We start from the raw sequence: 22,322 nt of genomic DNA on the forward strand, positions 1-22,322 counted from the left end.
TACAGTCTGGTGGCGATGGCAAGAAGGTCACACCCGTTCCCATACCGAACACGGAAGTTAAGCTTCTTTGCGCCGATGGTAGTTGGAGGATTCCTCCTGTGAGAGTAGGACGTCGCCAGGCGGTATTTATAAAATATCAGTATTCTTATTATCGTCGCGGGGTGGAGCAGCCCGGTAGCTCGTCGGGCTCATAACCCGAAGGTCGCAGGTTCAAATCCTGCCCCCGCAACTTAATTTTTTCAAGCAAATCACTTGAAAATACTTGGTCCGGTAGTTCAGTTGGTTAGAATGCCTGCCTGTCACGCAGGAGGTCGCGGGTTCGAGTCCCGTCCGGACCGTAATATTTATGTAAAAAGCGAAACGCGAGTTTCGCTTTTTTACTTTTTACGGATAAATTTTTGTAAAACACTTATTAAAGACAAAACCGCATAACTTAAGCAGTCCAATTAAAGACAAACCCCCAGAACCAAAGGCCCGAACTGTCCTCAAGAAGCCCTATAAAAAAAAACCCCCACACCAAAGGACTACAAAATCCCAACTTTTTTGCCCTAATCCCAAAAATCATGTAAACTACATATAGCTCTAATATCCTTAGGATGCTTCCTAAGGATATTTATTCATGGATGATGGTAACTCTATATATAAATTAGGTGAGAAATGAAATGGAATTTCAGTACATATCAAATAACGCAGATCAAACAAAAGCATTTGCCAAAAAATTAGCTAGCTACCTTCAACCTGGAGATGTAATCGCACTAGAAGGTGATTTAGGTGCTGGTAAAACTACTTTTACTAAAGGTTTGGCAGAAGGTCTAGAAATAACGAAAAACGTCAACAGTCCCACTTTTACAATTATTAAAGAATATAAAGGTACCATGCCGCTATTCCATATGGATGTATATCGTTTAGAGAATTCAGATGAAGACCTAGGGTTTGAAGAGTATTTTGAAGGATTAGGGGTTACAGTGGTTGAATGGGCCCATTTAATTAAGGACCAGCTCCCTCCTGAGCTATTAACCATCTATCTTACTCATAGTAATGAAGGGGCACGAAATATTAAGCTAGTGCCTGCTGGGAAACGATACGAAGAACTCTGTAAGGAGATTATGCAATGACAATACTCGCGATTGACACATCTAATTATACATTAGGAATTGCACTTCTTAATGAAGAAACGGTAATTGGTGAATATATTACCAATGTGAAAGTTAATCATTCCGTTCGAGCAATGCCAGCAATAGAAGCTTTAATGAAGGACTGTAGTATTAGCCCAAAGCAACTAACTAAAATTGTTGTCGCAAAAGGTCCAGGATCATATACAGGAGTTCGAATTGGAGTTACGATAGCGAAAACACTTGCTTGGAGTTTAAATATCCCGATAGTAGGAATATCAAGTTTAGAAATTTTAACTGCTTCAGTAGGTAGATATTTTACAGGCTATATTTCACCATTATTTGATGCCAGAAGAGGACAAATCTATACGGGTTTATATCAATATCAAAATGGGGATTTACAAACAATATACAAGGACCAAAATGTTTTAACGATTAACTGGATAGACACATTGAAGTCCTTGGACAAACCTATTTTATTTGTTGGTAATGATTTGCCGATCCACCGAGAAGTGATTGAAAGAGAATTAGGGGAAAAAGCTTTGTTTGCAGAAATAACGGAGCATAACCCTCGACCTTCTGAACTTGGATTATTGGGGAAAACTCGACCTACGGAAGAAATACATAGCTTTGTTCCGAATTATATTCGTTTGGCAGAAGCAGAAGTGAAATGGATGGAAGCTAATCAGATTGAAGAGACTAAATAGTTAGGAAGAATTTTTATGAATGACTCATTATTATTCCGTTTAATGCGTGAAGAAGATATCGATCAAATTGTAAATATAGAGAAGCTATCTTTTACTATACCTTGGAGCAAAGAATCATTCTACAATGAACTGTATAAGAATCAGTTTGCTTCCTATTTGGTCATTGAGGATGGCGAGAAGATCATCGGTTATTGTGGTGTTTGGATTGTTGTCGACGAGGCGCATATTACCAATATTGCGATATTGCCGGAGTATAGAGGTAGAAAATTAGGTGATGCTTTATTAGCAAAAGTTATTCAAATGGCTAAGGAAATGGGAGCGCAGTCCATGACATTAGAGGTCAGAGTCTCAAATCACGTAGCGCAAAATTTATACCGTAAGTTTGGATTTGAAAATGGAGGCATTCGCAAGGGGTACTATACTGATAACCATGAGGATGCTTTAGTAATGTGGGTGAAGTTATAAAATGGAAAAAGATCTATATATCATGGGGATTGAAACAAGCTGTGATGAAACAGCTGTAGCCATCATTAAAAATGGGAATGAGATTGTTGCTAATGTAGTAGCGTCTCAAATAGAAAGTCATAAGCGATTTGGTGGTGTAGTACCTGAGATTGCTTCACGACACCATGTTGAGCAGATGACCATTGTATTTGAAGAAGCTATGAATCAGGCGAATTTAACGTTTGTTGACCTTGATGCGATTGCGGTAACGGAAGGACCAGGGCTAGTTGGCGCTCTATTAATTGGTGTAAATGCAGCCAAAGCTATTAGCTTTGCTCACCAAATCCCATTAGTAGCTGTCCATCATATTGCTGGGCATATTTATGCGAATCGTCTAGTGAAGGAAATGAGCTTTCCGTTACTGTCACTTGTTGTTTCAGGAGGTCATACAGAAATTGTATTCATGAAGGAGCATGGTCATTTCCAAGTGATCGGTGAAACGAGAGATGATGCAGCAGGAGAAGCGTATGATAAAGTGGCACGTACATTAAATCTTCCTTATCCTGGTGGACCGCATATTGATCGTTTAGCCCAAGAAGGAAAGCCTACTATTGACTTACCTAGAGCGTGGTTAGAGGAAGGCTCATATGATTTTAGTTTTAGTGGTCTAAAGTCTTCCGTTATCAATACAGTTCATAATTTAACACAACGAGGTGAAACCGTTGCTCCTGAAAATCTGGCCGCAAGTTTCCAACAAAGTGTCATTGATGTATTGGTAACAAAGACAGTAAGGGCTACAAAGGAATTCCAGGTAAAGCAAGTACTGTTAGCAGGTGGTGTTGCTGCGAATAGGGGATTACGTAAAGCTTTAGAGGAAGCCTTTTATGAACTTCCTGTTGACTTAGTGATTCCACCGTTATCTCTTTGTACAGATAACGCGGCGATGATTGCTGCTGCTGGAACCGTGCTATTTGAAAAAGGTCAACGAGCGGGCATGGATTTGAATGCTAATCCAGGCTTAGATTTAGAAATCCACAATTAATTTTAAAGTTTAAGTCTCCTTTTTTTTAAAAGGAGGCCTTTTTTGTGGATAACTTATAAATTCATCCACGTTATTGTGAATAATGTGGACAAATAGTAATATTTTTGTGGATAGTGTGTATAACTCTGTTGATAGCTTTATATATAGGCATTTAGTTGTGTATATAACTGTGGATTAATTAAAAGAAAGCTATTCTAACAATAATAAATAGGCAAATTTAGATATCAATTTGGTATTTATTTTTCTCTAAACTAAAAAAGACTGGGTTTTTATACCCAGTCTTAAAACTAAATTTAGCCTTATTTATTTAAGGAATTAAAGCTTACTGCTAATTTTGCACCAACAACGGCATTGTTTTTAACTAATGCAATGTTTGCGTCTAGACTTTTACCTTCTGTTAGTTCTTTCACTTTGCCAAGAAGGAATGGTGTAACATTTTTACCAGAGATGTTATTTTCCTCTGCCTCTTTTAATGCTGACTGAATTACGTCATTAATAAACTTCTCATCCAGTGCATGTTCTTCAGGAATCGGGTTGGCAACAACCACTCCACCCTTAAGGTTTAAATCCCATTTTGCTTTTAATGTAGAAGCGATTGTGTCTACATCATCTGCATGTAAGTGTAATGGGAATTCACTTTTTCTTGTATAGAAGGCAGGAAGGACATCAGTTTGATAACCAATAACCGGTACACCTTTTGTTTCAAGATATTCCATTGTTAACCCTAAATCTAAAATTGATTTCGCACCCGCACAAATAACCGCCACATTTGTTTGACCTAGTTCATCCAAGTCTGCTGAAATATCCATTGTCGTTTCAGCGCCACGGTGAACACCACCAATACCGCCAGTAACAAAAATATTAATTCCTGCTGCTTCTGCGCAAATCATTGTAGCAGCTACCGTCGTTGCCCCTAGTTTTTTTGTAGCGATCAAATAAGCTAAATCACGTCTAGATGCTTTTGCTACATCTGAACTCTTCCCGAACATTTCTAATTCTTCATCGGATAATCCAATTTTAAGTTTTCCATCAATAATGGCTGTAGTTGCTGGAACTGCTCCATTATCACGGATAATTTGTTCCACTTCACGAGCAGTTTTCACATTTTGTGGATAAGGCATACCGTGCGAAATAATCGTAGATTCTAAGGCAACGATTGGTTTGCCTTGTTCTTTTGCCACACGTACTTCTTCGGAAAACGTAATATACTGGTTGATATTCATAATAATTCCTCCATGTCTTTTTGTAGTTGTGTTGAGGATAAATCTTGTCTGACTGTATAAGGTGATTGTAGTGTTTTAGACGCATTGATAGTGCCGGCTTTAGCGATTTCGAATAATGTTTTACCCTCTAACCATGAGTAAATGACAGCGGAGGAAAAAGCATCTCCTGCCCCCGTTACATCTACGATCTCACTAATTTCAATCGCAGGGACATGAAAGATCCCCTCTTCCTTATTACCTATCATTGAGCCTTGTTTACCGTTAGTAATAACCACATTGGATATTCCTAATGCTAACCATTTTTCTAAAACGCTTTTCCAATCTTCCTCATCCTTGATTTCGGTTTGAAAATAAGCTTCAGATTCATCGCGGTTTGTGATGAGCCAAGTAACACCCTCTAAATTATCTGGTAAATGACTCATTTTTGGTGATGAAACAGGTATTAGGACTATTGGTATACCATGATTTTTGGCAAAGTGACACAAGAACTGGATTGTTTCTTTTGGACAGTTTAAATCCGCCATGATACATTTTGCTTGGCTTAAGAATGTATCATTTTTCAAAAGTAAATCAGGTGTGATCGCCTCATACACTTCCATATCGGCAAGCGCAATAATTAATTCCCCGTTAGAATCTAAAACAGCTGTGTAGGAACCTGTTGATTTTTCTGGGAATTGAGTTACAGTTTCTAAGTTCATGTAGAGCGAAGATGATTCGGCAATGAATGACCAGTCGGAATCTAGGCCGCTAGTCGAGATAAGTGCCACCTCCATCCCAAGTCGCCCAAGGTTTTCAGCAATATTTCGAGCCACTCCTCCAGCATTCTGAGAGGAATAGCTCGGATTTGAAGTACCTATCTGAGCTTTCTCTTTTACATGAAATTTACGGTCAATATTTGCCCCACCGATACAAATAACCGGTTGCGATTCAGTTAAAATATAGGCCCTGCCTAAAATTTTCCCCTTTTTAATTAAACCAGAAATCATATTTGCAATGGAGGGACGAGATAATCCTAAACTCTCAGCTAGTTCTTGTTGAGAAACATAAGGATTCTTACGGATTAGATCCAGTACCAATTGTTCTTTCTCATTCATTCGTTCAGTCATAAAATCACCTCATCCATTACACTAATATTTACTGCTTATTTTGGGCTAAAGGCTTTTAATTCTTCCTGTGTTTCAGGAACTTTAACATCACCTGATTTAATCTTTTCAATCCATTCTTGAACGCTTGCATCAATATCAGCTTTACTCGCTGCTTTCTCATTGATAGGGGCTAAGCCAACACCATCTTCTGCTAAACCATATAACTTGATTTCTCCGCCAGGGAATTGGCCATCTTTTGTTTTAGTGGAAAGGTCTTTTACTGCTACATCCACACGTTTTAAGGCTGAGGTTAGGACCACGTCTGGACCCATGTCAGCTTGGTCACGGTCTACACCGATTACCCAAAAGTCTTGGTCAGGATTTTTTGCTTTTCGGTCATTTGCTTCTTTAAATAGTCCAGAACCAGTTCCTCCAGCAGCATGGAAAATAACATCTGCTCCTGAAGAGTACATTTTAGAGGCTATTGTGTTACCAATCTCAGCCTTGTCAAACGCACCTGCATATTGAACGTCCACTTTGGCCCCCGGATTAGCAGCTTTAACACCAGCTATGAAACCGACTTCGAAGCGTTCGACTACAGGAATTTCCATACCGCCAATGAATCCAATATGGTTAGTTTTGGTTGTTTTTGCAGCTGCAATTCCCGCAAGGAATCCTGCTTCGTGTTCTTTGAATAGAATGCTTGCAACGTTTGGTAGATCGACCTCAGCATCGACAATTGCAAACTTCGCATCTCTTTGTTGGGTTGCAATTTCTTCAACCGCAGCTGGCATTAAGAAACCAATCGCGTAAACTAAGTCAAAATCTTGACGAACAAGTGTATTTAAGTTTGTTGTATAATCGGCATCCGATTTAGATTGAAGGTAATCATAGCCATTTTTACCCTTTTCCAATCCATTTTCTTTACCAAAATTCACTAAACCTTCCCAAGAAGATTGATTAAATGATTTATCATCCACCCCGCCGATATCAGTAACCATCGCGACAGTGAATTGTTCTTTTTCTCCACCATTAGTTGTTTCGTTAGTTGTATCATCGCTTTTACCACAAGCAGCTAGTAGCGTACCCGTTATAAGAACAGTTGATAATGCGATTCCGAATTTCCTTTTATTCAAGACATGTGCCCCCTATGATGTAATTTGATTAAGTATATTTCGTAAACTTATGTTTATGAAATAAACTTATGTTTGAAGTATACTCTTAATTAACCGTTAGGTCAACCCTTTATCCTAGTATTTCTATTTCTCATCCAAAGTATTACTTGTTGATGTATTAGGAACAGATTGTTTATACCAGCTTTTATACTCATAAACAATATGAACAAAATGGCTGTAAAGTTCTTTATGCTCTTTAGTTCTGTAAACTATGAATATTAAAAAAATTTAGTAAAATTGAGAAAACGCTTACAAAGGGGGATAAAAAATGTTTTCTTTTAAAAAGATTTCAACGGTAATGTGTGCTGGAGTTTTGGCATTTAGCTTAGGTGCTTGTAGCAGTAAAGATGCTTCAAGTGATGGGAGTAATAAAGAAGGTAACGGTTATCCACAAAAGGCCATAACAGTTGTTGCTCCTTCTGGTGCTGGTGGGGGATGGGATTTAACGGCTCGCTCTTTTGCGAAGGTATTAGGTGAGACAAAATTGGTTGAGCAGCCATTGACAGTTGAGAATAAGCCAGGTGGTGGTGGTGCCGTTTTTATGGCGGAGTACGCTACACAGCATGTTGAAAATAACGATATGCTGTTTGTTAACTCACCGCCGATTATCATTAATAATTTGAAAAAAGAAGGAAATAGTCCATATGGCTATCAGAATACAACTCCTCTAGCACAGTTGACTAAAGATTTTGGAGCAATTGTAGTAAAAGCGGATTCAAAATTTACTGATTTAAAGTCACTTTTAGAAGAAGTCCAAAAGGACCCTAGCAAACTGACCTTTGCAGGTGGCTCTGCACCAGGATCAATGGACCATTTAATTTCAATTTTACCCGCTTACAAATTTGGTATAGATCCGACAAAAGTGAAGTACGTTTCTTATGATGGTGGTGGAGAAGCGATTACGGCATTACTTGGTGGTAATGCGGATGTAATTGGAACAGATGCTTCTAGTGTGAAGGAATTTTTAAAGGCTGGTAAGGTTCGCGTGTTAGCTGTTACTTCTACAGAACGTTTAACTGGGGATTTCAAAGATGTTCCGACTGCGGTTGAACAAGGTGTAGACGCTGAATTTACGATTTGGCGTGGTGTGTTTGGACCAGAAAAGATGTCTGAGGAAGCAAAGGCTTATTGGGTAGATTCAATCGATAAGCTCGTTAAAACGCCTGAATGGCAAACGGAAGTGGAAACACAAGGATGGGAAATGGAATATAAAAATGCTGATGATTTCAAAACGTTTTTAGTAGAACAAGAATCACAAGTTACTCAATTATTAGAGGCATTAGGCATGCAGAAGTAATCAGAAAAGCGGTAGCGCCAGCTTAGCTCACAATAGGACACGAGCTGGACAGTACAAGGGGGAAGGAGTTTAATCTCTCCTTCCCTATTAAATTTTTAGGGGGATGACTAATGGACATAAAATTTGATCGGATTGCAGCTACTATGTTCCTTGTCGTAGGTGTTCTATTCATCATTGGGAGTACGCATCTTTCAAGCTCATCATATGGAAGTAAAGTGGGGCCCAATATTTTCCCACTTTTCCTTGGGTCAATATTAGCTTTATTAAGTATTCGTTTGTTTTATGAAAGCTTCCAAAGTAAAAGGCAAGAAGGAAGTAAGGAAAAATTACAGTATAAACCTTTTTTAATTATTTTTGCTGCAACATTGCTGTACATTTTAACACTAGAAACGTTTGGTTATATCATAACGACTTTTGTTTTTTTATTTGTTTGCTTTCAAACGATGGAGCGAACAAAAATATTAACGTCTCTAATCGTGTCTGCTTGTTTTTCAGTTGCGGTATATTACCTGTATGTGAATGTGTTAAAAGGAACACTACCGAGCTGGCCAATTTGGCTATAGTTCGAGGAAGGGAGGATGAAAATAAATGAGTATCATTGACTATTTAATTCAGGGGTTTGGAACAGCCCTTCTTTGGTATAATTTACTTTTTGCTTTTGTTGGGGTATTAATTGGAACAGCTGTTGGAGTTTTACCGGGAATTGGGCCGATGAGCGGGGTGGCCTTATTAATTCCAGTGACTGCTTCGATTACAGGGGGGCTACCACCCGAACAGGCAGCAACTAGTGCCATTATTCTATTAGCTGGAGTTTATTATGGAGCCATGTATGGAGGCTCGACTACTTCGATTCTATTAAATACACCTGGGGAATCCTCTTCTGTAGTGACAACATTAGATGGCTATCAAATGGCGAAAAAAGGGAGAGCAGGGAGTGCTCTGTCAATCGCTGCCATTGGATCCTTTGTAGCAGGAATCGTGACGTTAATTGCCTTGATTTTGTTAGCTAAACCGCTGTCAAATATAGCCATCAAATTTGGACCAGCTGAATATTTTTCTTTAATGCTATTAGGTTTGGCAGCTGTTAGCGGGTTAGCAGGAAAATCAGTTACAAAAGCGTTAATTATGACGGTCTGTGGTTTATTGTTAGCAACAATTGGTATTGATAATGTATCAGGGATTGCTAGATTTACCTTTGAGGTTCCTTGGCTATATCAAGGGATAGAGTTTTTAACCATTGCGGTTGGTTTATTTGCACTTGGTGAAGTATTTAAGACCATCCTTGAAAAAGATGAAGAAGAAACAGAGGTTGCAAGGATCAATAATCTCCTTCCGTCGAAGGAAGAATTAAAGGAGTCGGCAGCACCGATTGCTCGCGGCTCTATTTTAGGGTTTTTTATTGGAATATTACCAGGGGCAGGTGCTACACTAGCTTCCTTCTTTTCTTATATTTTAGAAAAAAAGATATCAAAAAACCCAGAGAAGTTTGGTACAGGTGCCATTGCTGGTGTTGCGGCACCAGAATCGGCTAATAATGCGGCTTCTGGTGGAGCAATGATTCCACTATTAACTTTAGGAATTCCGGGTTCTGGAACAACAGCTATCTTAATGGGTGCTTTAATGATGTATAATGTGCAGCCTGGCCCATTATTATTTGAAGATCATCCACAGGTGGCTTGGGGTTTAATCGCAAGTATGTTTATTGGAAATGTTATGCTACTTGTTTTGAATTTACCTCTAGTGAAGGTTTTCGCTAAAATCATTCAAACACCAAAGCAATTTTTAATACCGATGATTATTGCGATATCGATATTTGGGGTTTACGCGGTGCAAGTTTCAACGAATGATCTATTGTTATTGCTTGCATGTGGGCTATTAGGATATTTTTTAAGTAAAAATGATTATCCAATCGCGCCACTCGTACTAGGTCTGGTGCTAGGACCGATGATCGAGAATAATCTCCGTAGAGCCTTAACGATTTCAAATGGGGATTATAGTTTATTTTTTACCCGACCGATTTCACTTGCTTTTCTTATTTTGACTTTTTTATGGTTAATGATTCCGGTTTTGATGAAGATGAGAGGGAAGCAAGTGGTTATCAATGTGGAGGGATAGAAGTCGCAATTTTTGATTTTTTTAAAAAAACTCCTTTTTATAAGGAGTTTTTTTCTATATGATGAGGGTGAGGTGTTTACTTGCATGCGATTACATACAAAGTTAATGCTAGGAATGTTTGTATTAATTCTTCTAATGGGTGGGATTTTTAATGTTACCTATCAGAACATCATGGAATCCAATCTTAAACATGAAATAGGAATCAAGGCTTTATCGGTAGCTCAATCCGTTTCAAATATACCTGAAATTCAAGAGGCTTTTTATACAGAACATCCAACTACTATTATTCAGCCTATTGCTGAAAAAATTCGCCAGCAGGTGGATGCTGAATTTATCGTAATTGGAAATCGAAATGAAATAAGATATTCTCACCCCAATCCTAGGAGAATTGGGCAAAAAATGGTTGGCGGAGATAACGATCGAGTCTTTAAAGGGGAATCGATTATTTCGGAATCTACCGGGACTTTGGGCCCCTCCCTTAGAGGGAAAGCTCCAATATTTAGTGATGGAAAAGTCATTGGGGTTGTTTCAGTCGGTTATTTACAAACAAATATTGAAAAGAATGTTTCGAAAATCGAGCGGAAAATCCTCATTGTTACCTTGTTAATATTAATTGGTGGAATACTAGCAGCTCTATTAATATCATTAAATATTAAACGGGCGATTTTTGGTCTTGAACCAAAGGAAATTGCCTGGATGTACCAGGAAAAGCATGCCATTTTAGAATCCATTCATGAAGGAATTATTGCTATTGATACAAAGGGGAAAATAACTGTTGTAAATGAAACCGCACACAAGATTTTAAACGTGCCAAACAGTACCATGCTCCGAGGAAAAAAAATTGATGAAGTCATTGAAAATACTCAACTTCTTGAAGTAGTTCATACAGGACAAGCTGAATATGATCGCGAATTTAATATTTTTGGAGAGGCTTTCTTGACCAATCGTATTCCTATTTTAAATAATCGGGGAGAAATTATTGGGGCTGTTGCCAGCTTGCGAAATAAATCGGAGCTATATAAGCTTTTACAGGAATTATCGCATGTAAAATCCTATGCAGAAGGATTGCGAGCACAGACGCATGAATATTCCAACAGACTATATACGGTTCTAGGATTAATTCAACTCGGATCCAATAAAGAAGCCATTGACTTTATTTCCAAAGAAGTGGATGTGGCACAAGGGTTTATCCAATTCCTAATGCGAGAAATCCCAGACCCCATAATTGCAGGGTTTATTTTAGGAAAGGTTAGTTTAGCAAGTGAGCTGAAAATTGATTTTAAGGTAGATAGAGAAAGTAGCTTTAAGGATGTTCCATCCGACATTAACCGAGGTCAATTAATCACAATCATTGGAAACCTTATTAATAATGCATTTGAAGCGGTAAAGGACAATGATAAGAATGAGAAAAGGGTTGCTTTGTTTCTAACAGATTTGGGCAAGGAGTTAATTATTGAAGTGGAAGACAACGGAAAAGGAATAGACTCCACTAATCATGAACGTATTTTCGAGCGGGGATTTACCACGAAAAGTAGCAATAATAATTCGGGGATTGGTCTTAGTTTAGTAGAGGAATTAATAATAGAATTAGGTGGAAATGTTACTTTTTCCTCCAAAGTTGGAGTGGGGACGATTTTTATGGTAGCGATACCAAAAAGTGGGGGAATATAAATGAAGGATATCGAAGTTTTAATTGTTGAGGACGACCTCAGGATTGCTGAAATCCAGAAACGTTTTATTGAACAAATAAAGGGGTTCCAAACGATCGGAATTGCTACAAGTTATATAGAAGCAAGAAATTATATTGAAGTATTACAACCTGACCTGATTTTGTTAGATGTCTATTTTCCTGATATGAATGGCTTTGATTTGCTTAAAGAAACAAAACAGGAAACGAAACAAATGGATGTTATTATGATTACGGCAACAAAGGAAATCCATAAGGTACAAGAAGCGGTAAGTATTGGTGTCTTTGATTATATTATTAAACCTGTCGTTTTTGAGAGATTCAAGCAATCATTAACTCGCTACCAGGAATATTATCAAAGTCTCTTAAAGCTTGGGAAAGAAAATCTATATGTTACTCAACAACAAGTGGACCAATTGTTGCGAAAAGAGATGGATGGGGAACTTAAAGATAAATCATACTTGCCTAAGGGAATTGACCCGCTTACCCTTGATAAGGTTCTCGAAGTGATGAATAAGGTAGATGCTGGTTTAACTGCTGAATTTGTTGGGAAGGAAATCGGTGTGAGTAGAACGACCGCAAGACGGTATCTTGAGCATCTCATTTCTGAGGAAAAAGTCGATGCCGATTTAGCTTATGGAACAGTGGGACGACCAGAGCGGGTATATATCGTCAAAAGGGACTCAGCGATAAAAAAGTAAAAACTTAGAGCGGTGTGGGCTTTTAAGCGCACATCACTCTAAGTTTTTTATTCAGCCAAATCCGCCCATTCTTCCATAAGGCTTTCTAATTCTGTTTTTGCTTGTTCATTTTTCATATTAATTTCAATGACTTTTTCATGATTTTGAAACACTACTGGATCACATAATTGAATTTCATATTGCTCGATGTTTTCTTCAAGCTGAGAAATTCTAGTTTCAATTTCCTCAAGCTTTCTTTTTCGTTGTCGTTCCTGCTTTTTGACTTCTTTATCTAGCTGAAATGAATTTTTATCGGGTGAAGAGCTGCTTGTAGGTTTCTCTTTTTGTTCAAGAGCTTTTAATTCAATGATTTCTTCTTTTTTCTCTACAAAGTAATCATAATCTCCTAAAAACTCTGTGCAACTATTCCTGCTTAATTCGAGAACCTTCGTAGCAATTCGATTGATAAAATACCGATCATGGGAAACAAAAAGGATTGTTCCAGGGTAATCAACTAGAGCATTCTCTAAAACTTCCTTGCTATCTAAATCAAGATGGTTGGTAGGCTCATCAAGGATGAGGAAATTTGATTTTTGCATCATCAGCTTGGCTAAGGCAAGTCTCGCTTTTTCTCCACCTGAAAGAGTAGAAACAATTTTTAGAACATCTTCCCCAGAAAATAAGAAATTACCTAGAATTGTCCGTATTTCCTTTTCGGGTCTATTCGGATAGTCATCCCATAATTCATTCAGAACTCTTTTATTAGATGTTAATTCTGCTTGCTCTTGATCATAATAACCGATTGCTACATTAGAACCTAAGCGAAATCCGCCTGATAGTGGAGGAAGTTTATCAATAATGGTTTTCAATAAGGTAGATTTTCCAATACCATTGGGTCCAACTAGGGCAACACTTTCACCACGAGTCAATCGGAAGGAGAGATCCTTAGAAATCGCCTCATTTTGATAACCGATAGATAGGCTATCTAGATGAAGGACTTCATTGCCGCTTTGTCGTTCAATTTCAAAGCTAAAGGTTGCTGATTTTTCATTGCCTTTAGGTCGGTCTAGTCGTTCAATCTTATCAAGCTTCTTTCGTCTCGACTGTGCCCTTTTCGTTGTCGAAGCACGAGCAAGGTTTTTTTGTACAAAATCCTCGAGCTTGGCAATTTCATCCTGTTGTTTTTCAAAAAGCTTCATTTCACGTTCGTATTGTTCAGCCTTTTGGTCAAGGTAAGCACTATAGTTCCCGAGAAACTTTTGAATTTGCTTACGAGACATTTCATAGACCTGTTTGACAACTTTATCTAGGAAATAGCGATCATGGGAAACAATTAAGATTGCACCATCATACGTTTGTAAATATTGTTCAAGCCAAGATAGTGTTTCGATATCTAAATGGTTGGTAGGCTCGTCCAGTATTAAAATATCCGGTTTCGTTAAGAGCAATTTACCTAGTGCTAAGCGTGTTTTTTGACCTCCACTTAACGTAGCAATTTTTGTGGAATGGTCAAAGGATTGAAAGTTTAGACCATGAAGAACGGAGCGAATATCTGCTTCATACTGGTATCCACCAGAGTCCTTAAATTGGACCTGTAGGAGATCATATTCTTTTAAAACACGTTCATATTGGACAGTATCATCCAGAACAGCTGGGCTAGACATTTTTTGTTCTAGCAGCCTTAATTCTTTTTCCATCTTTTGCAAGTGAGTAAAGACTGTCAGCATTTCTTCCCAGATGGATAGCTCAGATTCTAAACCCGTGTTTTGGGCAAGATAGCCTATTGTGACCTCTTTAGGCTTAATAATATCACCAGAGTCATGGCTCATTTGGCCAGAGATGATTTTTAGTAGGGTAGATTTACCTGCCCCGTTTCGACCAACGAGTGCAATGCGGTCCCTAGTTTGAATTTCAAGCTTAATATTCGATAAAATAATATCAGCACCAAAATATTTTGATAGTTGATTAACTTGTAATAAAATCATATTTCTCACCTCAATTACATAAAACAAGTGTATCGTAATCTATGGTTATCGGCAATAATGTATATGTGAATTAACATTCAATCTATAATTACAGATGGATAAAAATAGTGTATGATATTCGAAGGAGGGAGTTCGCATGTCAGAATTTACACATTTCAATGAAGAAGGTCGAGCGAAGATGGTGGATGTAAGTGACAAGCCAGAAACAGTGAGAACCGCACTTGCACAGTCCAGTATTCGATTAAATAAAGAAATATATGAGAAAATTACGAATCAAACGATGAAAAAGGGAGACGTTTTGGCTGTCGCGCAAGTTGCCGCCGTCATGGCCAGTAAAAAAACATGGGACATTATTCCTATGTGTCACCCCATTCCGCTAACAGGGATAGACTTATCCTTTTCATGGGAACCAAAAGAAGAAGATTATATTTTACATATATATTCCACAGTCAAAACAAAAGGAAATACGGGAGTGGAAATGGAAGCGTTAACAGCAGCATCTGTTTGTGCTCTAACTGTTTATGATATGTGTAAGGCGGTAGACAAAGGTATGATTATAGGACCAACATACCTTGTAGAAAAAACAGGTGGAAAAAATGGGGATTTCAAGCGAATCGGAGAAGTAGAGTAGAAAGAATAGGATAAATAAGTCAAGGTAGGGGATGGGATGGCTCATGAGTAATGAAACGTTGAAAATTCCACAAGCAACGGCTAAAAGACTGCCATTATATTATCGTTTTTTAAAAAATTTGCATTCTTCAGGGAAGCAACGTGTTTCATCTGCTGAACTAAGTGAAGCGGTAAAGGTAGACTCTGCCACAATACGGAGAGATTTTTCTTACTTTGGTGCTCTAGGGAAAAAAGGCTACGGTTATAATGTAAACTATTTATTAACGTTTTTTCGAAAGACATTAGATCAAGATGAGCTTACAAAAGTAGCTTTAATTGGAGTAGGAAACTTAGGTACAGCCTTTTTGAATTATAATTTTTTAAAAAACAATAATACAAAAATTGAAATTGCCTTTGATGTGGATGCATCAAAAGTTGGAACCTACATTGGAGATGTCATGATCTACCATATGGATGATGTTGAAGCGAAAATTGTTGAGTCTGGTGTACAGGTAGCTATTTTGACTGTACCAGCCCCAGTTGCCCAGAATATTACAGATAAGCTTGTGCGGGCGAATGTAAAAGGGATATTAAATTTTACACCTGCACGGTTAAACGTTCCAAGCTCCATTCGGGTTCATCATATTGATTTAGCCGTTGAGCTACAATCATTAATCTATTTCTTAAAGCATTATTCAACGGAGGAAACGGAAATAGAAATAGAACCAGAAATAGAACCAGAAATAGAACCAGAAATAGAACCAGAAATAGAATAAAGAAAATGAGTCCAAAATACTGGACTCATTTTTTTGTGTTGTTCGTTTTTTTCATTTTATAGTGAATAGCAATCATTTTAAGGCCTGAACCCAAGTCAAAGGTAGCCAAAATTATTAATAGATAAGAGAAAAATCCCCATCCGTCCTCTTGTACATTTTTGATGGCGAAATAGGTAAATAGGACAGCTAATATTAAATATAGGAAGCCGGAAACTAATGGTGTTTGTCTCATTTTATCCTCCAATTAATTCAAAAAATACTCATTAAGCTCCTTTAGATAAAAAAGTGAATGAAGCTTTGGATTTTTTCAGCATCTTGAATCATTTTTTCAATTTCATCCTTATACACCGATTGGATTAACACTACAAATGTATTCATTGCCACATGAGCGAACATCGGAACCCAAATGCGGTTTGTTTTTACATATAGAAAGGCAAAGGTGAACCCCATTGCGGAGTATAATAGAATATGCTCAGGCTCGAAATGGGCTAAAGCAAAGATAACTGAGCTGATTAAGGCTGATAGAAAAAAGTTGAACCGCTTATGTAGCGAACCAAAAATGATCTTTCGAAAGATGATTTCTTCCAAAATGGGACCTAGAACTGAACTAACAAAGATGACAGCAGGAAAGGTTTCAATAATCCTCATGATTTGTTGCGTGTTTTCTGAGCCCATTTTAATTCCAAGCATACTTTCAATACTTGCAGCAATAGACTGTGAAATTAACGCAAGGAATATACCGGCAATTGCCCATAGGAAGGATTTTTCTAGGGATAAGCCGTTTCTAGCATTCATGGCTACTCGCATTTCTTTTCTTAATATGAAAAGAACGATAATCGTGGCGATGGTAAAGCTAATAACGAGCCAGTATGAGGCATATGTCATGTCTGACTTACCAATTTCTCTTCCAAGTAAGGCATCTATAATGGCAAAAAAGCCACCCACTAAAGCCCCGGATAATTGCATAGCAATATATACGATAATGATAATCCAATATTCTTTTTTCAACCCGTTTTTTCTCCTTTTAATAAGGCCGTCCTTCTCCAATGTAATGATTAGCCTTTAATAAACATCTCTATATACATTTTACTCATAAAAAGTCGATTGTATCAATTAGAACCACTCGACTAAATATCACATAAACAGAATAAAATGAAAAAGGCTTGCTTATAATGATAGAGTTGTGCGATTTTATCGACAAACTTGTCTAAATTAGTCGAGATAAAATTGTAAAAATTTTATTCGTGATACTTGCAAAAGAAAGCAAGATTCATTAATATAATAAATGTGTTAGCACTCGATGCGAGAGAGTGCTAATAAATACGAAAATTACATAAATCATTGAGGAGGTTATTTTTAATGTTAAAGCCACTAGGAGATCGTATTGTGATCGAGCTTGTTGAAACAGAAGAAAAAACTGCAAGCGGAATCGTATTACCAGATTCTGCGAAAGAAAAGCCATCTGAAGCAAAAGTTGTAGCTGTTGGTACAGGTCGTGTTTTAGATAATGGTGAGCGTGTTGCATTAGAAGTTACTGTAGGTGACCGCATTATCTTCTCAAAATATGCTGGTACAGAAGTAAAGTACCAAGGCACTGAGTACTTAATCATTCGTGAAAACGATATTCTTGCAATTGTAGGTTAATAAATACCTTTTCTATTAAATAGACTTTAAAAAATCAGGGAGGTTTTTACAAATGGCTAAAGAAATTAAATTTAGTGAAGAAGCACGTCGTGCAATGCTACGCGGAGTAGATGCACTTGCAGATACAGTAAAAGTAACTTTAGGACCAAAAGGACGTAACGTGGTTCTAGAAAAGAAATATGGTTCACCACTTATTACTAATGATGGTGTAACAATCGCAAAAGAAATCGAATTAGAAGATGCATTCGAAAACATGGGTGCAAAGCTTGTTGCTGAAGTTGCTAGCAAAACAAATGATGTAGCTGGTGACGGTACAACAACTGCAACAGTTCTTGCTCAAGCGATGATTCGTGAAGGCTTAAAGAACGTAACTGCTGGTGCTAACCCAATGGGTATCCGTAAAGGAATCGAAAAAGCAGTTGCAACTGCAGTTGAAGAATTACGTGCCATCTCTAAACCAATTGAAAACAAAGAATCTATTGCACAAGTAGCTGCAATCTCTGCTGATAATCCTGAAGTAGGTCAATTAATTGCCGAAGCAATGGAACGCGTTGGAAACGACGGTGTTATTACAATTGAAGAATCTAAAGGGTTCGCTACTGAGTTAGATGTAGTTGAAGGTATGCAATTTGATCGTGGATATGTATCGGCTTACATGGTATCAAATACTGAAAAAATGGAAGCTGTTCTAGATAACCCATACATCTTAATTACTGACAAGAAAATTGCAAGCATTCAAGAAATTTTACCAGTGCTTGAACAAGTTGTTCAACAAGGTAAGCCACTATTACTAGTTGCTGAAGATATCGAAGGTGAAGCATTATCTACATTAGTAGTTAATAAGCTTCGTGGAACTTTCAATGCAGTAGCTGTTAAGGCTCCTGGATTCGGCGACCGTCGTAAAGCTATGCTTGAAGACATCGCTGCATTAACTGGTGGTGAAGTAATCACTGAAGAATTAGGCCGGGACCTTAAGTCTGCAACTATTGCTTCTTTAGGACGCGCTTCTAAAGTTGTTGTAACAAAAGAAAACACAACAATCGTTGAAGGTGCTGGCGAGCCTGCAGAAATTTCCGCACGTGTAAACCAAATCCGCGCTCAATTAGAAGAAACAACTTCTGAATTTGATCGTGAAAAATTACAAGAGCGTCTTGCTAAATTAGCAGGTGGAGTAGCTGTAATCAAAGTTGGAGCTGCTACTGAAACAGAATTAAAAGAGCGCAAACTACGCATTGAAGATGCTCTAAACTCTACTCGTGCTGCAGTAGAAGAAGGTATCGTTTCTGGTGGTGGAGTTGCCCTTCTTAACGTATACAGCAAAGTGGCTGCGTTAGAAGCAGATGGCGATGTACAAACAGGTATCAATATCGTTCTTCGTGCAATGGAAGAGCCAATCCGTACAATTGCTCACAACGCTGGTCTTGAAGGATCTGTAATTGTTGATCGTTTAAAGCGTGAAGAAATTGGAACAGGTTTCAACGCTGCAACTGGCGAGTGGGTAAACATGATCGAAGCTGGTATCGTTGACCCAACTAAAGTAACTCGTTATGCATTACAAAACGCTGCATCTGTAGCTGCTATGTTCTTAACAACAGAAGCTGTTGTAGCTGACAAGCCAGAACCAGCTGGTCAAGGCGGTATGCCTGATATGAGCGGTATGGGTGGAATGGGCGGCATGATGTAATCATCGCCCAAACCCCTTGATACTAGAGGGTTTTATGTAAGCGGGGAGCTAAATGCTAAAACTTGGCTAACATTTCTCTCCTGAATTAGAGGTTTCTCATGAGTTGCGCAAACTTGTGGGAAGTCTCTTTTTTCATTTCTTTCGTTACGTGGAGGTAGACGTTCTTAGTTGTGTCGTGGTCGCAGTGGCCCAGCCGATCCATAATCTCTTCTAAGCCCACCTTTGCTTCTGCTAACAGCGATGTATGCGTATGGCTCAGCGAGTGGAATTCAGCTCTGGACTTAAGCCGGCCAGGTCTTAGGCGGCACCAATTGATACTCCAGCGTGTTATTCGTCGGGTTTTAATACGTTTTTGTGATGCTGATGGTGTGTTCCTCAAAGTCAATATCCTTCCAATTAAGGGCTACTAACTCACCTACGCGCATCTCTGTGTGTAGGAAAGAGTGAGAAAGATTAGATAATCTAAATCTAAACCTTTTTGAGCAGCTGTTTGCAAGAGTAAAGCTAGCTCCTCCTTTTCCATATATTTAGGGATATCTTGCTCCTCTAATTCCTCAACAGTTTTTCTGTCTTTCTTCAGGTAAGCCAATTCTGTTGGGTCATTTTTAATTAATCGCATTTCAATGGCTTTCTTAAAAATCATCCTGCCAGTACGATGCACACCGTCAAGTGTGTTATCGGCGGCATACCCTTTCTCCTTATTATTTGACTGATAGTTTTATAAAAAAATTATTTTAATATCTTCTTGAATTTAATATTTAGATAGATAATTTTAATTTGGATACTAATGTAGCGAATTAATCCCCCTGCACCCTTATCTATTCTACTTACACTTTCTTAAAATTCACTTGAAATTAGGATTCGTTCACCTATCTGATTCTAGAAAGATACCAAAAAATAATAAGGATAATATTTTAAATAAAACCCAATTTTTATAAAAAACGACAAATTTTAACAAAATTTTCTTGAAAAGGTGTTTATAATATTTAATTATTGGTGAAATTTAGGTATTTGGTAATAGGGCAAAATCTCTAAAATTCACCCTACTTTAATTAAAGACAGGTCTTAAAGGCCTATACCTTAGATTTTTAAGCGGATATAGATATGCTTAATTGTCGAGGATTTAAGAGAGTGAAATTAGATGAAGACATAGTAGCATCAAATGAACTAATAACTTTATGAATTGTACCTTTTATTTGTTAATAAAAAACGAAAACAACATATTAAAATGTGCTAGGTTCAAGTTAATCGCGTCTCTTATATGTAAGTTAAAGGGGGATTTAAGATGGAGGTTTTTGTCGCAAGACAACCAATATTTACGAGAGAGAAAGATATATTCGCTTATGAATTGCTGTATCGTAACAGCCAAAACAATAGTTTTCCAGACATTAACGGTGACATGGCTACCACAGATGTTATTATTAATAGTTACATAAATATTGGTATTAATGAAATGTCAAATGGAAAGCCGTGTTTTATTAACTTTACAGAAAAATTATTATGTTCAGGGGTGCCTACTTTTTTTCAACCAAATGAAATTATAGTTGAAATTTTAGAGACTGTTGAAATCGGGACTGAATTATTGAATATATGTAAAGAACTAAAGAGTAAGGGATATCAAATTGCATTAGATGATTTTATTTTAAATAGTAACAACAAGCATTTCTTTTCTTTGATTAAGTATATCGATATTATTAAAGTTGATTTCAGAAATACAACCGAAGAAATGCGAAGTTTAATCGAGAGTGTCTCGTTAAAATATGGGATTAAATTGCTTGCAGAAAAAATCGAAACGATGGAGGAGTTTGAATCAGCTGCAGGTAAGGGTTATGTATATTTTCAAGGCTATTTTTTTTCTAAGCCTGCAATTATGTCCACTCGAGATGTGCCGGAGTACCTTCAAAACTATTTTCCAATCATCCAGCTTCTTTCCAATGATGATCCAGACCTAAATGAAATAACACGGTTAATTGAACAAGATTTATCCTTATCATATAAACTACTTAAACTGGTTAATTCCCCGACGTTTTGGGGTATCAATAAAATAAACTCCATCAAGCAAGCAGTAGTTCGTCTGGGCATGAAGGAACTTAAAAAATGGATATACCTACTGTCGATTAGGGGAAATGTCAGTGAAAATAGCGAATGGACCAGAGAAATTTTAAATAAGAGTCTTACTAGAGCAAAAATGTGTGAATCAATTGCTGAAAATAAATATAAACAAAAGGAATTATCCTCCTATTTTTTAACGGGCATGTTTTCCCTTATGGATACGTTGCTAGGGATAGACATGGATCACATTTTGAAGTTAATACCACTGGAAGCAAACATTTGTGAAGCTCTTAAAGGGAAATCAAATCAGCATAAAGAAATATTAAATTTGTGTATATCAATTGAAATAGGGGATTGGCAAGACTTTGATTATTTGTGTGAAAGATTGAAAATAGAGGATAGCTTTGCACTAGGTTTATATAATGATGCTTTCAAATGGTCTAAAAGAATATTGGATTGAAGGAAGTATTAGATACTAACAATCCTAAATAGAACAAGATAAGAAATGTGACTTTTTAGATGATTAATTTACAATTATTCTATAGTCTTAATCATCAGTATTACAAACTCACCAGCGCACAAGTGTTGCCATATATACTCATGACATATTGAGTGTGTGAACAACAGTGGTGATATCTGCTTTAAATTGCTAACACTTTGCTAACGCAAGCCAGTGAAAAAAGGTAAAATCCCGTTAAAGATGTTACAGAAGAAATTAACAAAACCTTGATATACCGCAGTTTTTACACACAGCGTGTAAGATATTACACACTCTCCCCTAAGGGGCGGCATGATGTAATCACGTCCCTCAACCCTTAACAGATAAGGATAGGTTGGTAAGGTGAAAGTGGTTTGCTAACATTTTGCTAACATTGAGGATATTAACGGAGGCTTCTCATAAGTTCAGTGAACTTTTGAGAGGCTTCTTTTCTTATTTCAAATCCTTTACTACTTGTTTTTAATTCTGGATATCATAAAAAAGGTGGGAATTCTCTTTGGAGAACC

22 protein-coding genes, 2 tRNA genes and 1 rRNA gene are annotated in these 22,322 nt (G+C 37.5%); 17 read left to right on the top strand and 8 right to left on the bottom strand.

The genetic code is table 11. The features are described 5' to 3' along the window. Nucleotides 1-5 precede the first annotated feature (5 nt). From rrf to tsaD, 7 genes are all read left to right on the top strand, one after another. Nucleotides 6-121, top strand: a 5S ribosomal RNA gene (gene rrf, locus LRP83_RS20425). Between the two features lie 34 nt (nucleotides 122-155). After that, nucleotides 156-229 (top strand) — tRNA-Met (locus tag LRP83_RS20430). 35 nt (nucleotides 230-264) lie between these two features. Next, nucleotides 265-338: transfer RNA gene (locus LRP83_RS20435), tRNA-Asp, on the top strand. 324 nt (nucleotides 339-662) lie between these two features. Next, complete coding sequence (gene tsaE / locus LRP83_RS20440) at nucleotides 663-1,115, top strand: tRNA (adenosine(37)-N6)-threonylcarbamoyltransferase complex ATPase subunit type 1 TsaE (RefSeq protein WP_230498594.1); 453 nt, start codon at nucleotides 663-665, stop codon at nucleotides 1,113-1,115. Then, nucleotides 1,112-1,819: a tRNA (adenosine(37)-N6)-threonylcarbamoyltransferase complex dimerization subunit type 1 TsaB gene (gene tsaB / locus LRP83_RS20445; protein WP_230498597.1), complete on the top strand. Its 708-nt coding sequence runs from the start codon at nucleotides 1,112-1,114 to the stop codon at nucleotides 1,817-1,819. Before tsaE ends, tsaB begins: the two co-directional genes overlap by 4 nt. 15 nt (nucleotides 1,820-1,834) lie before the next feature. After that, nucleotides 1,835-2,284, top strand: a complete 450-nt coding sequence (gene rimI / locus LRP83_RS20450; RefSeq protein WP_230498598.1) for a ribosomal protein S18-alanine N-acetyltransferase — start codon at nucleotides 1,835-1,837, stop codon at nucleotides 2,282-2,284. A 1-nt stretch (nucleotide 2,285) separates the two neighbouring features. After that, entirely contained in the window at nucleotides 2,286-3,305 is a 1,020-nt protein-coding gene (gene tsaD / locus LRP83_RS20455) for a tRNA (adenosine(37)-N6)-threonylcarbamoyltransferase complex transferase subunit TsaD (RefSeq protein ID WP_230498600.1), read from the top strand. A 299-nt stretch (nucleotides 3,306-3,604) separates the two neighbouring features. Here the strand turns inward: tsaD and LRP83_RS20460 are convergent, their stop codons facing one another. Genes LRP83_RS20460 through LRP83_RS20470 form a run of 3 tightly spaced genes read right to left on the bottom strand, consistent with a single transcriptional unit; the run spans nucleotide 3,605 to nucleotide 6,749 of the window. Next, nucleotides 3,605-4,522 (bottom strand): pseudouridine-5'-phosphate glycosidase, encoded by a 918-nt coding sequence (locus tag LRP83_RS20460; RefSeq protein WP_230498658.1) that lies wholly within the window; start codon nucleotides 4,520-4,522, stop codon nucleotides 3,605-3,607. A 2-nt stretch (nucleotides 4,523-4,524) separates the two neighbouring features. Continuing rightward, nucleotides 4,525-5,634: a carbohydrate kinase gene (locus tag LRP83_RS20465; protein ID WP_230498601.1), complete on the bottom strand. Its 1,110-nt coding sequence runs from the start codon at nucleotides 5,632-5,634 to the stop codon at nucleotides 4,525-4,527. 35 nt (nucleotides 5,635-5,669) lie between these two features. Next, nucleotides 5,670-6,749 carry a BMP family lipoprotein gene (locus tag LRP83_RS20470; RefSeq protein WP_230498602.1) on the bottom strand — a complete coding sequence of 360 codons (1,080 nt, stop codon included), beginning with the start codon at nucleotides 6,747-6,749 and terminating at the stop codon, nucleotides 5,670-5,672. Between the two features lie 307 nt (nucleotides 6,750-7,056). On the opposite strand from LRP83_RS20470, the gene LRP83_RS20475 reads away from it, so the two are divergent. From LRP83_RS20475 to LRP83_RS20495, 5 genes are all read left to right on the top strand, one after another. Beyond that, nucleotides 7,057-8,085: a Bug family tripartite tricarboxylate transporter substrate binding protein gene (locus LRP83_RS20475; RefSeq protein WP_230498603.1), complete on the top strand. Its 1,029-nt coding sequence runs from the start codon at nucleotides 7,057-7,059 to the stop codon at nucleotides 8,083-8,085. A 110-nt stretch (nucleotides 8,086-8,195) separates the two neighbouring features. Next, on the top strand, nucleotides 8,196-8,648 hold the full coding sequence (locus tag LRP83_RS20480) for a tripartite tricarboxylate transporter TctB family protein (RefSeq protein WP_230498605.1): 453 nt from the start codon (nucleotides 8,196-8,198) through the stop codon (nucleotides 8,646-8,648). A 25-nt stretch (nucleotides 8,649-8,673) separates the two neighbouring features. Continuing rightward, a complete protein-coding gene (locus tag LRP83_RS20485) occupies nucleotides 8,674-10,200 on the top strand; it encodes a tripartite tricarboxylate transporter permease (protein ID WP_230498606.1) in 1,527 nt (508 codons plus the stop codon). Nucleotides 10,201-10,284: 84 nt separating this feature from the next. Further along, nucleotides 10,285-11,871 (top strand): ATP-binding protein, encoded by a 1,587-nt coding sequence (locus LRP83_RS20490; protein WP_230498607.1) that lies wholly within the window; start codon nucleotides 10,285-10,287, stop codon nucleotides 11,869-11,871. Further along, a complete protein-coding gene (locus tag LRP83_RS20495; RefSeq protein WP_230498609.1) occupies nucleotides 11,872-12,588 on the top strand; it encodes a response regulator in 717 nt (238 codons plus the stop codon). It abuts the gene before it with no gap. A gap of 47 nt (nucleotides 12,589-12,635) precedes the next feature. Here LRP83_RS20495 and LRP83_RS20500 read toward each other — a convergent pair whose 3' ends face one another. Then, entirely contained in the window at nucleotides 12,636-14,552 is a 1,917-nt protein-coding gene (locus LRP83_RS20500; RefSeq protein ID WP_230498610.1) for an ABC-F family ATP-binding cassette domain-containing protein, read from the bottom strand. Nucleotides 14,553-14,688: 136 nt separating this feature from the next. On the opposite strand from LRP83_RS20500, the gene moaC reads away from it, so the two are divergent. Together moaC and LRP83_RS20510 are read left to right on the top strand one after the other, a co-directional pair. Continuing rightward, nucleotides 14,689-15,183 (top strand): cyclic pyranopterin monophosphate synthase MoaC, encoded by a 495-nt coding sequence (moaC, locus tag LRP83_RS20505; protein ID WP_230498612.1) that lies wholly within the window; start codon nucleotides 14,689-14,691, stop codon nucleotides 15,181-15,183. 43 nt (nucleotides 15,184-15,226) lie between these two features. Then, nucleotides 15,227-15,937: a redox-sensing transcriptional repressor Rex gene (locus LRP83_RS20510; protein WP_230498614.1), complete on the top strand. Its 711-nt coding sequence runs from the start codon at nucleotides 15,227-15,229 to the stop codon at nucleotides 15,935-15,937. A 25-nt stretch (nucleotides 15,938-15,962) separates the two neighbouring features. On the opposite strand, the gene LRP83_RS20515 is transcribed toward LRP83_RS20510, so the two are convergent. Both LRP83_RS20515 and LRP83_RS20520 read right to left on the bottom strand, forming a co-directional pair. Then, nucleotides 15,963-16,169 (bottom strand): YdiK family protein, encoded by a 207-nt coding sequence (locus tag LRP83_RS20515; RefSeq protein ID WP_230498616.1) that lies wholly within the window; start codon nucleotides 16,167-16,169, stop codon nucleotides 15,963-15,965. A gap of 41 nt (nucleotides 16,170-16,210) precedes the next feature. Continuing rightward, nucleotides 16,211-16,945, bottom strand: a complete 735-nt coding sequence (locus tag LRP83_RS20520; protein WP_230498618.1) for a CPBP family intramembrane glutamic endopeptidase — start codon at nucleotides 16,943-16,945, stop codon at nucleotides 16,211-16,213. 351 nt (nucleotides 16,946-17,296) lie between these two features. Between LRP83_RS20520 and groES the strand changes: the two genes are divergently transcribed. After that, nucleotides 17,297-17,581, top strand: a complete 285-nt coding sequence (gene groES / locus LRP83_RS20525) for a co-chaperone GroES (protein ID WP_230498619.1) — start codon at nucleotides 17,297-17,299, stop codon at nucleotides 17,579-17,581. Between the two features lie 52 nt (nucleotides 17,582-17,633). After that, entirely contained in the window at nucleotides 17,634-19,265 is a 1,632-nt protein-coding gene (gene groL / locus LRP83_RS20530) for a chaperonin GroEL (protein WP_230498621.1), read from the top strand. 85 nt (nucleotides 19,266-19,350) lie between these two features. On the opposite strand, the gene LRP83_RS20535 is transcribed toward groL, so the two are convergent. Continuing rightward, entirely contained in the window at nucleotides 19,351-19,650 is a 300-nt protein-coding gene (locus LRP83_RS20535) for a tyrosine-type recombinase/integrase (RefSeq protein WP_354002360.1), read from the bottom strand. A 30-nt stretch (nucleotides 19,651-19,680) separates the two neighbouring features. Then, nucleotides 19,681-19,908, bottom strand: a complete 228-nt coding sequence (locus LRP83_RS20540; RefSeq protein ID WP_230498623.1) for a site-specific integrase — start codon at nucleotides 19,906-19,908, stop codon at nucleotides 19,681-19,683. A 642-nt stretch (nucleotides 19,909-20,550) separates the two neighbouring features. On the opposite strand from LRP83_RS20540, the gene LRP83_RS20545 reads away from it, so the two are divergent. Continuing rightward, the gene (locus LRP83_RS20545; protein WP_230498625.1) at nucleotides 20,551-21,777 is read left to right on the top strand and encodes an EAL and HDOD domain-containing protein; all 1,227 of its coding nucleotides are present in this window, start codon (nucleotides 20,551-20,553) and stop codon (nucleotides 21,775-21,777) included. Nucleotides 21,778-22,322 lie beyond the last annotated feature (545 nt).

It is taken from the genome of Pseudoneobacillus rhizosphaerae, from assembly GCF_917563885.1.
GTDB lineage: Bacteria > Bacillota > Bacilli > Bacillales > Cytobacillaceae > Pseudoneobacillus > Pseudoneobacillus rhizosphaerae.

Coding starts and splice junctions, on each gene's coding strand:
- tsaE (WP_230498594.1), top strand. CDS start 663: ATGGAATTTCAGTACATATCAAATAACGCAGATCAAACAAAAGCATTT.
- LRP83_RS20500 (WP_230498610.1), bottom strand. CDS start 14,552: ATGATTTTATTACAAGTTAATCAACTATCAAAATATTTTGGTGCTGAT.
- rimI (WP_230498598.1), top strand. CDS start 1,835: ATGAATGACTCATTATTATTCCGTTTAATGCGTGAAGAAGATATCGAT.
- LRP83_RS20540 (WP_230498623.1), bottom strand. CDS start 19,908: ATGATTTTTAAGAAAGCCATTGAAATGCGATTAATTAAAAATGACCCA.
- LRP83_RS20495 (WP_230498609.1), top strand. CDS start 11,872: ATGAAGGATATCGAAGTTTTAATTGTTGAGGACGACCTCAGGATTGCT.
- LRP83_RS20490 (WP_230498607.1), top strand. CDS start 10,285: ATGCGATTACATACAAAGTTAATGCTAGGAATGTTTGTATTAATTCTT.
- LRP83_RS20475 (WP_230498603.1), top strand. CDS start 7,057: ATGTTTTCTTTTAAAAAGATTTCAACGGTAATGTGTGCTGGAGTTTTG.
- LRP83_RS20545 (WP_230498625.1), top strand. CDS start 20,551: ATGGAGGTTTTTGTCGCAAGACAACCAATATTTACGAGAGAGAAAGAT.
- groL (WP_230498621.1), top strand. CDS start 17,634: ATGGCTAAAGAAATTAAATTTAGTGAAGAAGCACGTCGTGCAATGCTA.
- tsaD (WP_230498600.1), top strand. CDS start 2,286: ATGGAAAAAGATCTATATATCATGGGGATTGAAACAAGCTGTGATGAA.
- LRP83_RS20510 (WP_230498614.1), top strand. CDS start 15,227: ATGAGTAATGAAACGTTGAAAATTCCACAAGCAACGGCTAAAAGACTG.
- groES (WP_230498619.1), top strand. CDS start 17,297: ATGTTAAAGCCACTAGGAGATCGTATTGTGATCGAGCTTGTTGAAACA.
- moaC (WP_230498612.1), top strand. CDS start 14,689: ATGTCAGAATTTACACATTTCAATGAAGAAGGTCGAGCGAAGATGGTG.
- LRP83_RS20480 (WP_230498605.1), top strand. CDS start 8,196: ATGGACATAAAATTTGATCGGATTGCAGCTACTATGTTCCTTGTCGTA.
- tsaB (WP_230498597.1), top strand. CDS start 1,112: ATGACAATACTCGCGATTGACACATCTAATTATACATTAGGAATTGCA.
- LRP83_RS20465 (WP_230498601.1), bottom strand. CDS start 5,634: ATGACTGAACGAATGAATGAGAAAGAACAATTGGTACTGGATCTAATC.
- LRP83_RS20485 (WP_230498606.1), top strand. CDS start 8,674: ATGAGTATCATTGACTATTTAATTCAGGGGTTTGGAACAGCCCTTCTT.
- LRP83_RS20515 (WP_230498616.1), bottom strand. CDS start 16,169: ATGAGACAAACACCATTAGTTTCCGGCTTCCTATATTTAATATTAGCT.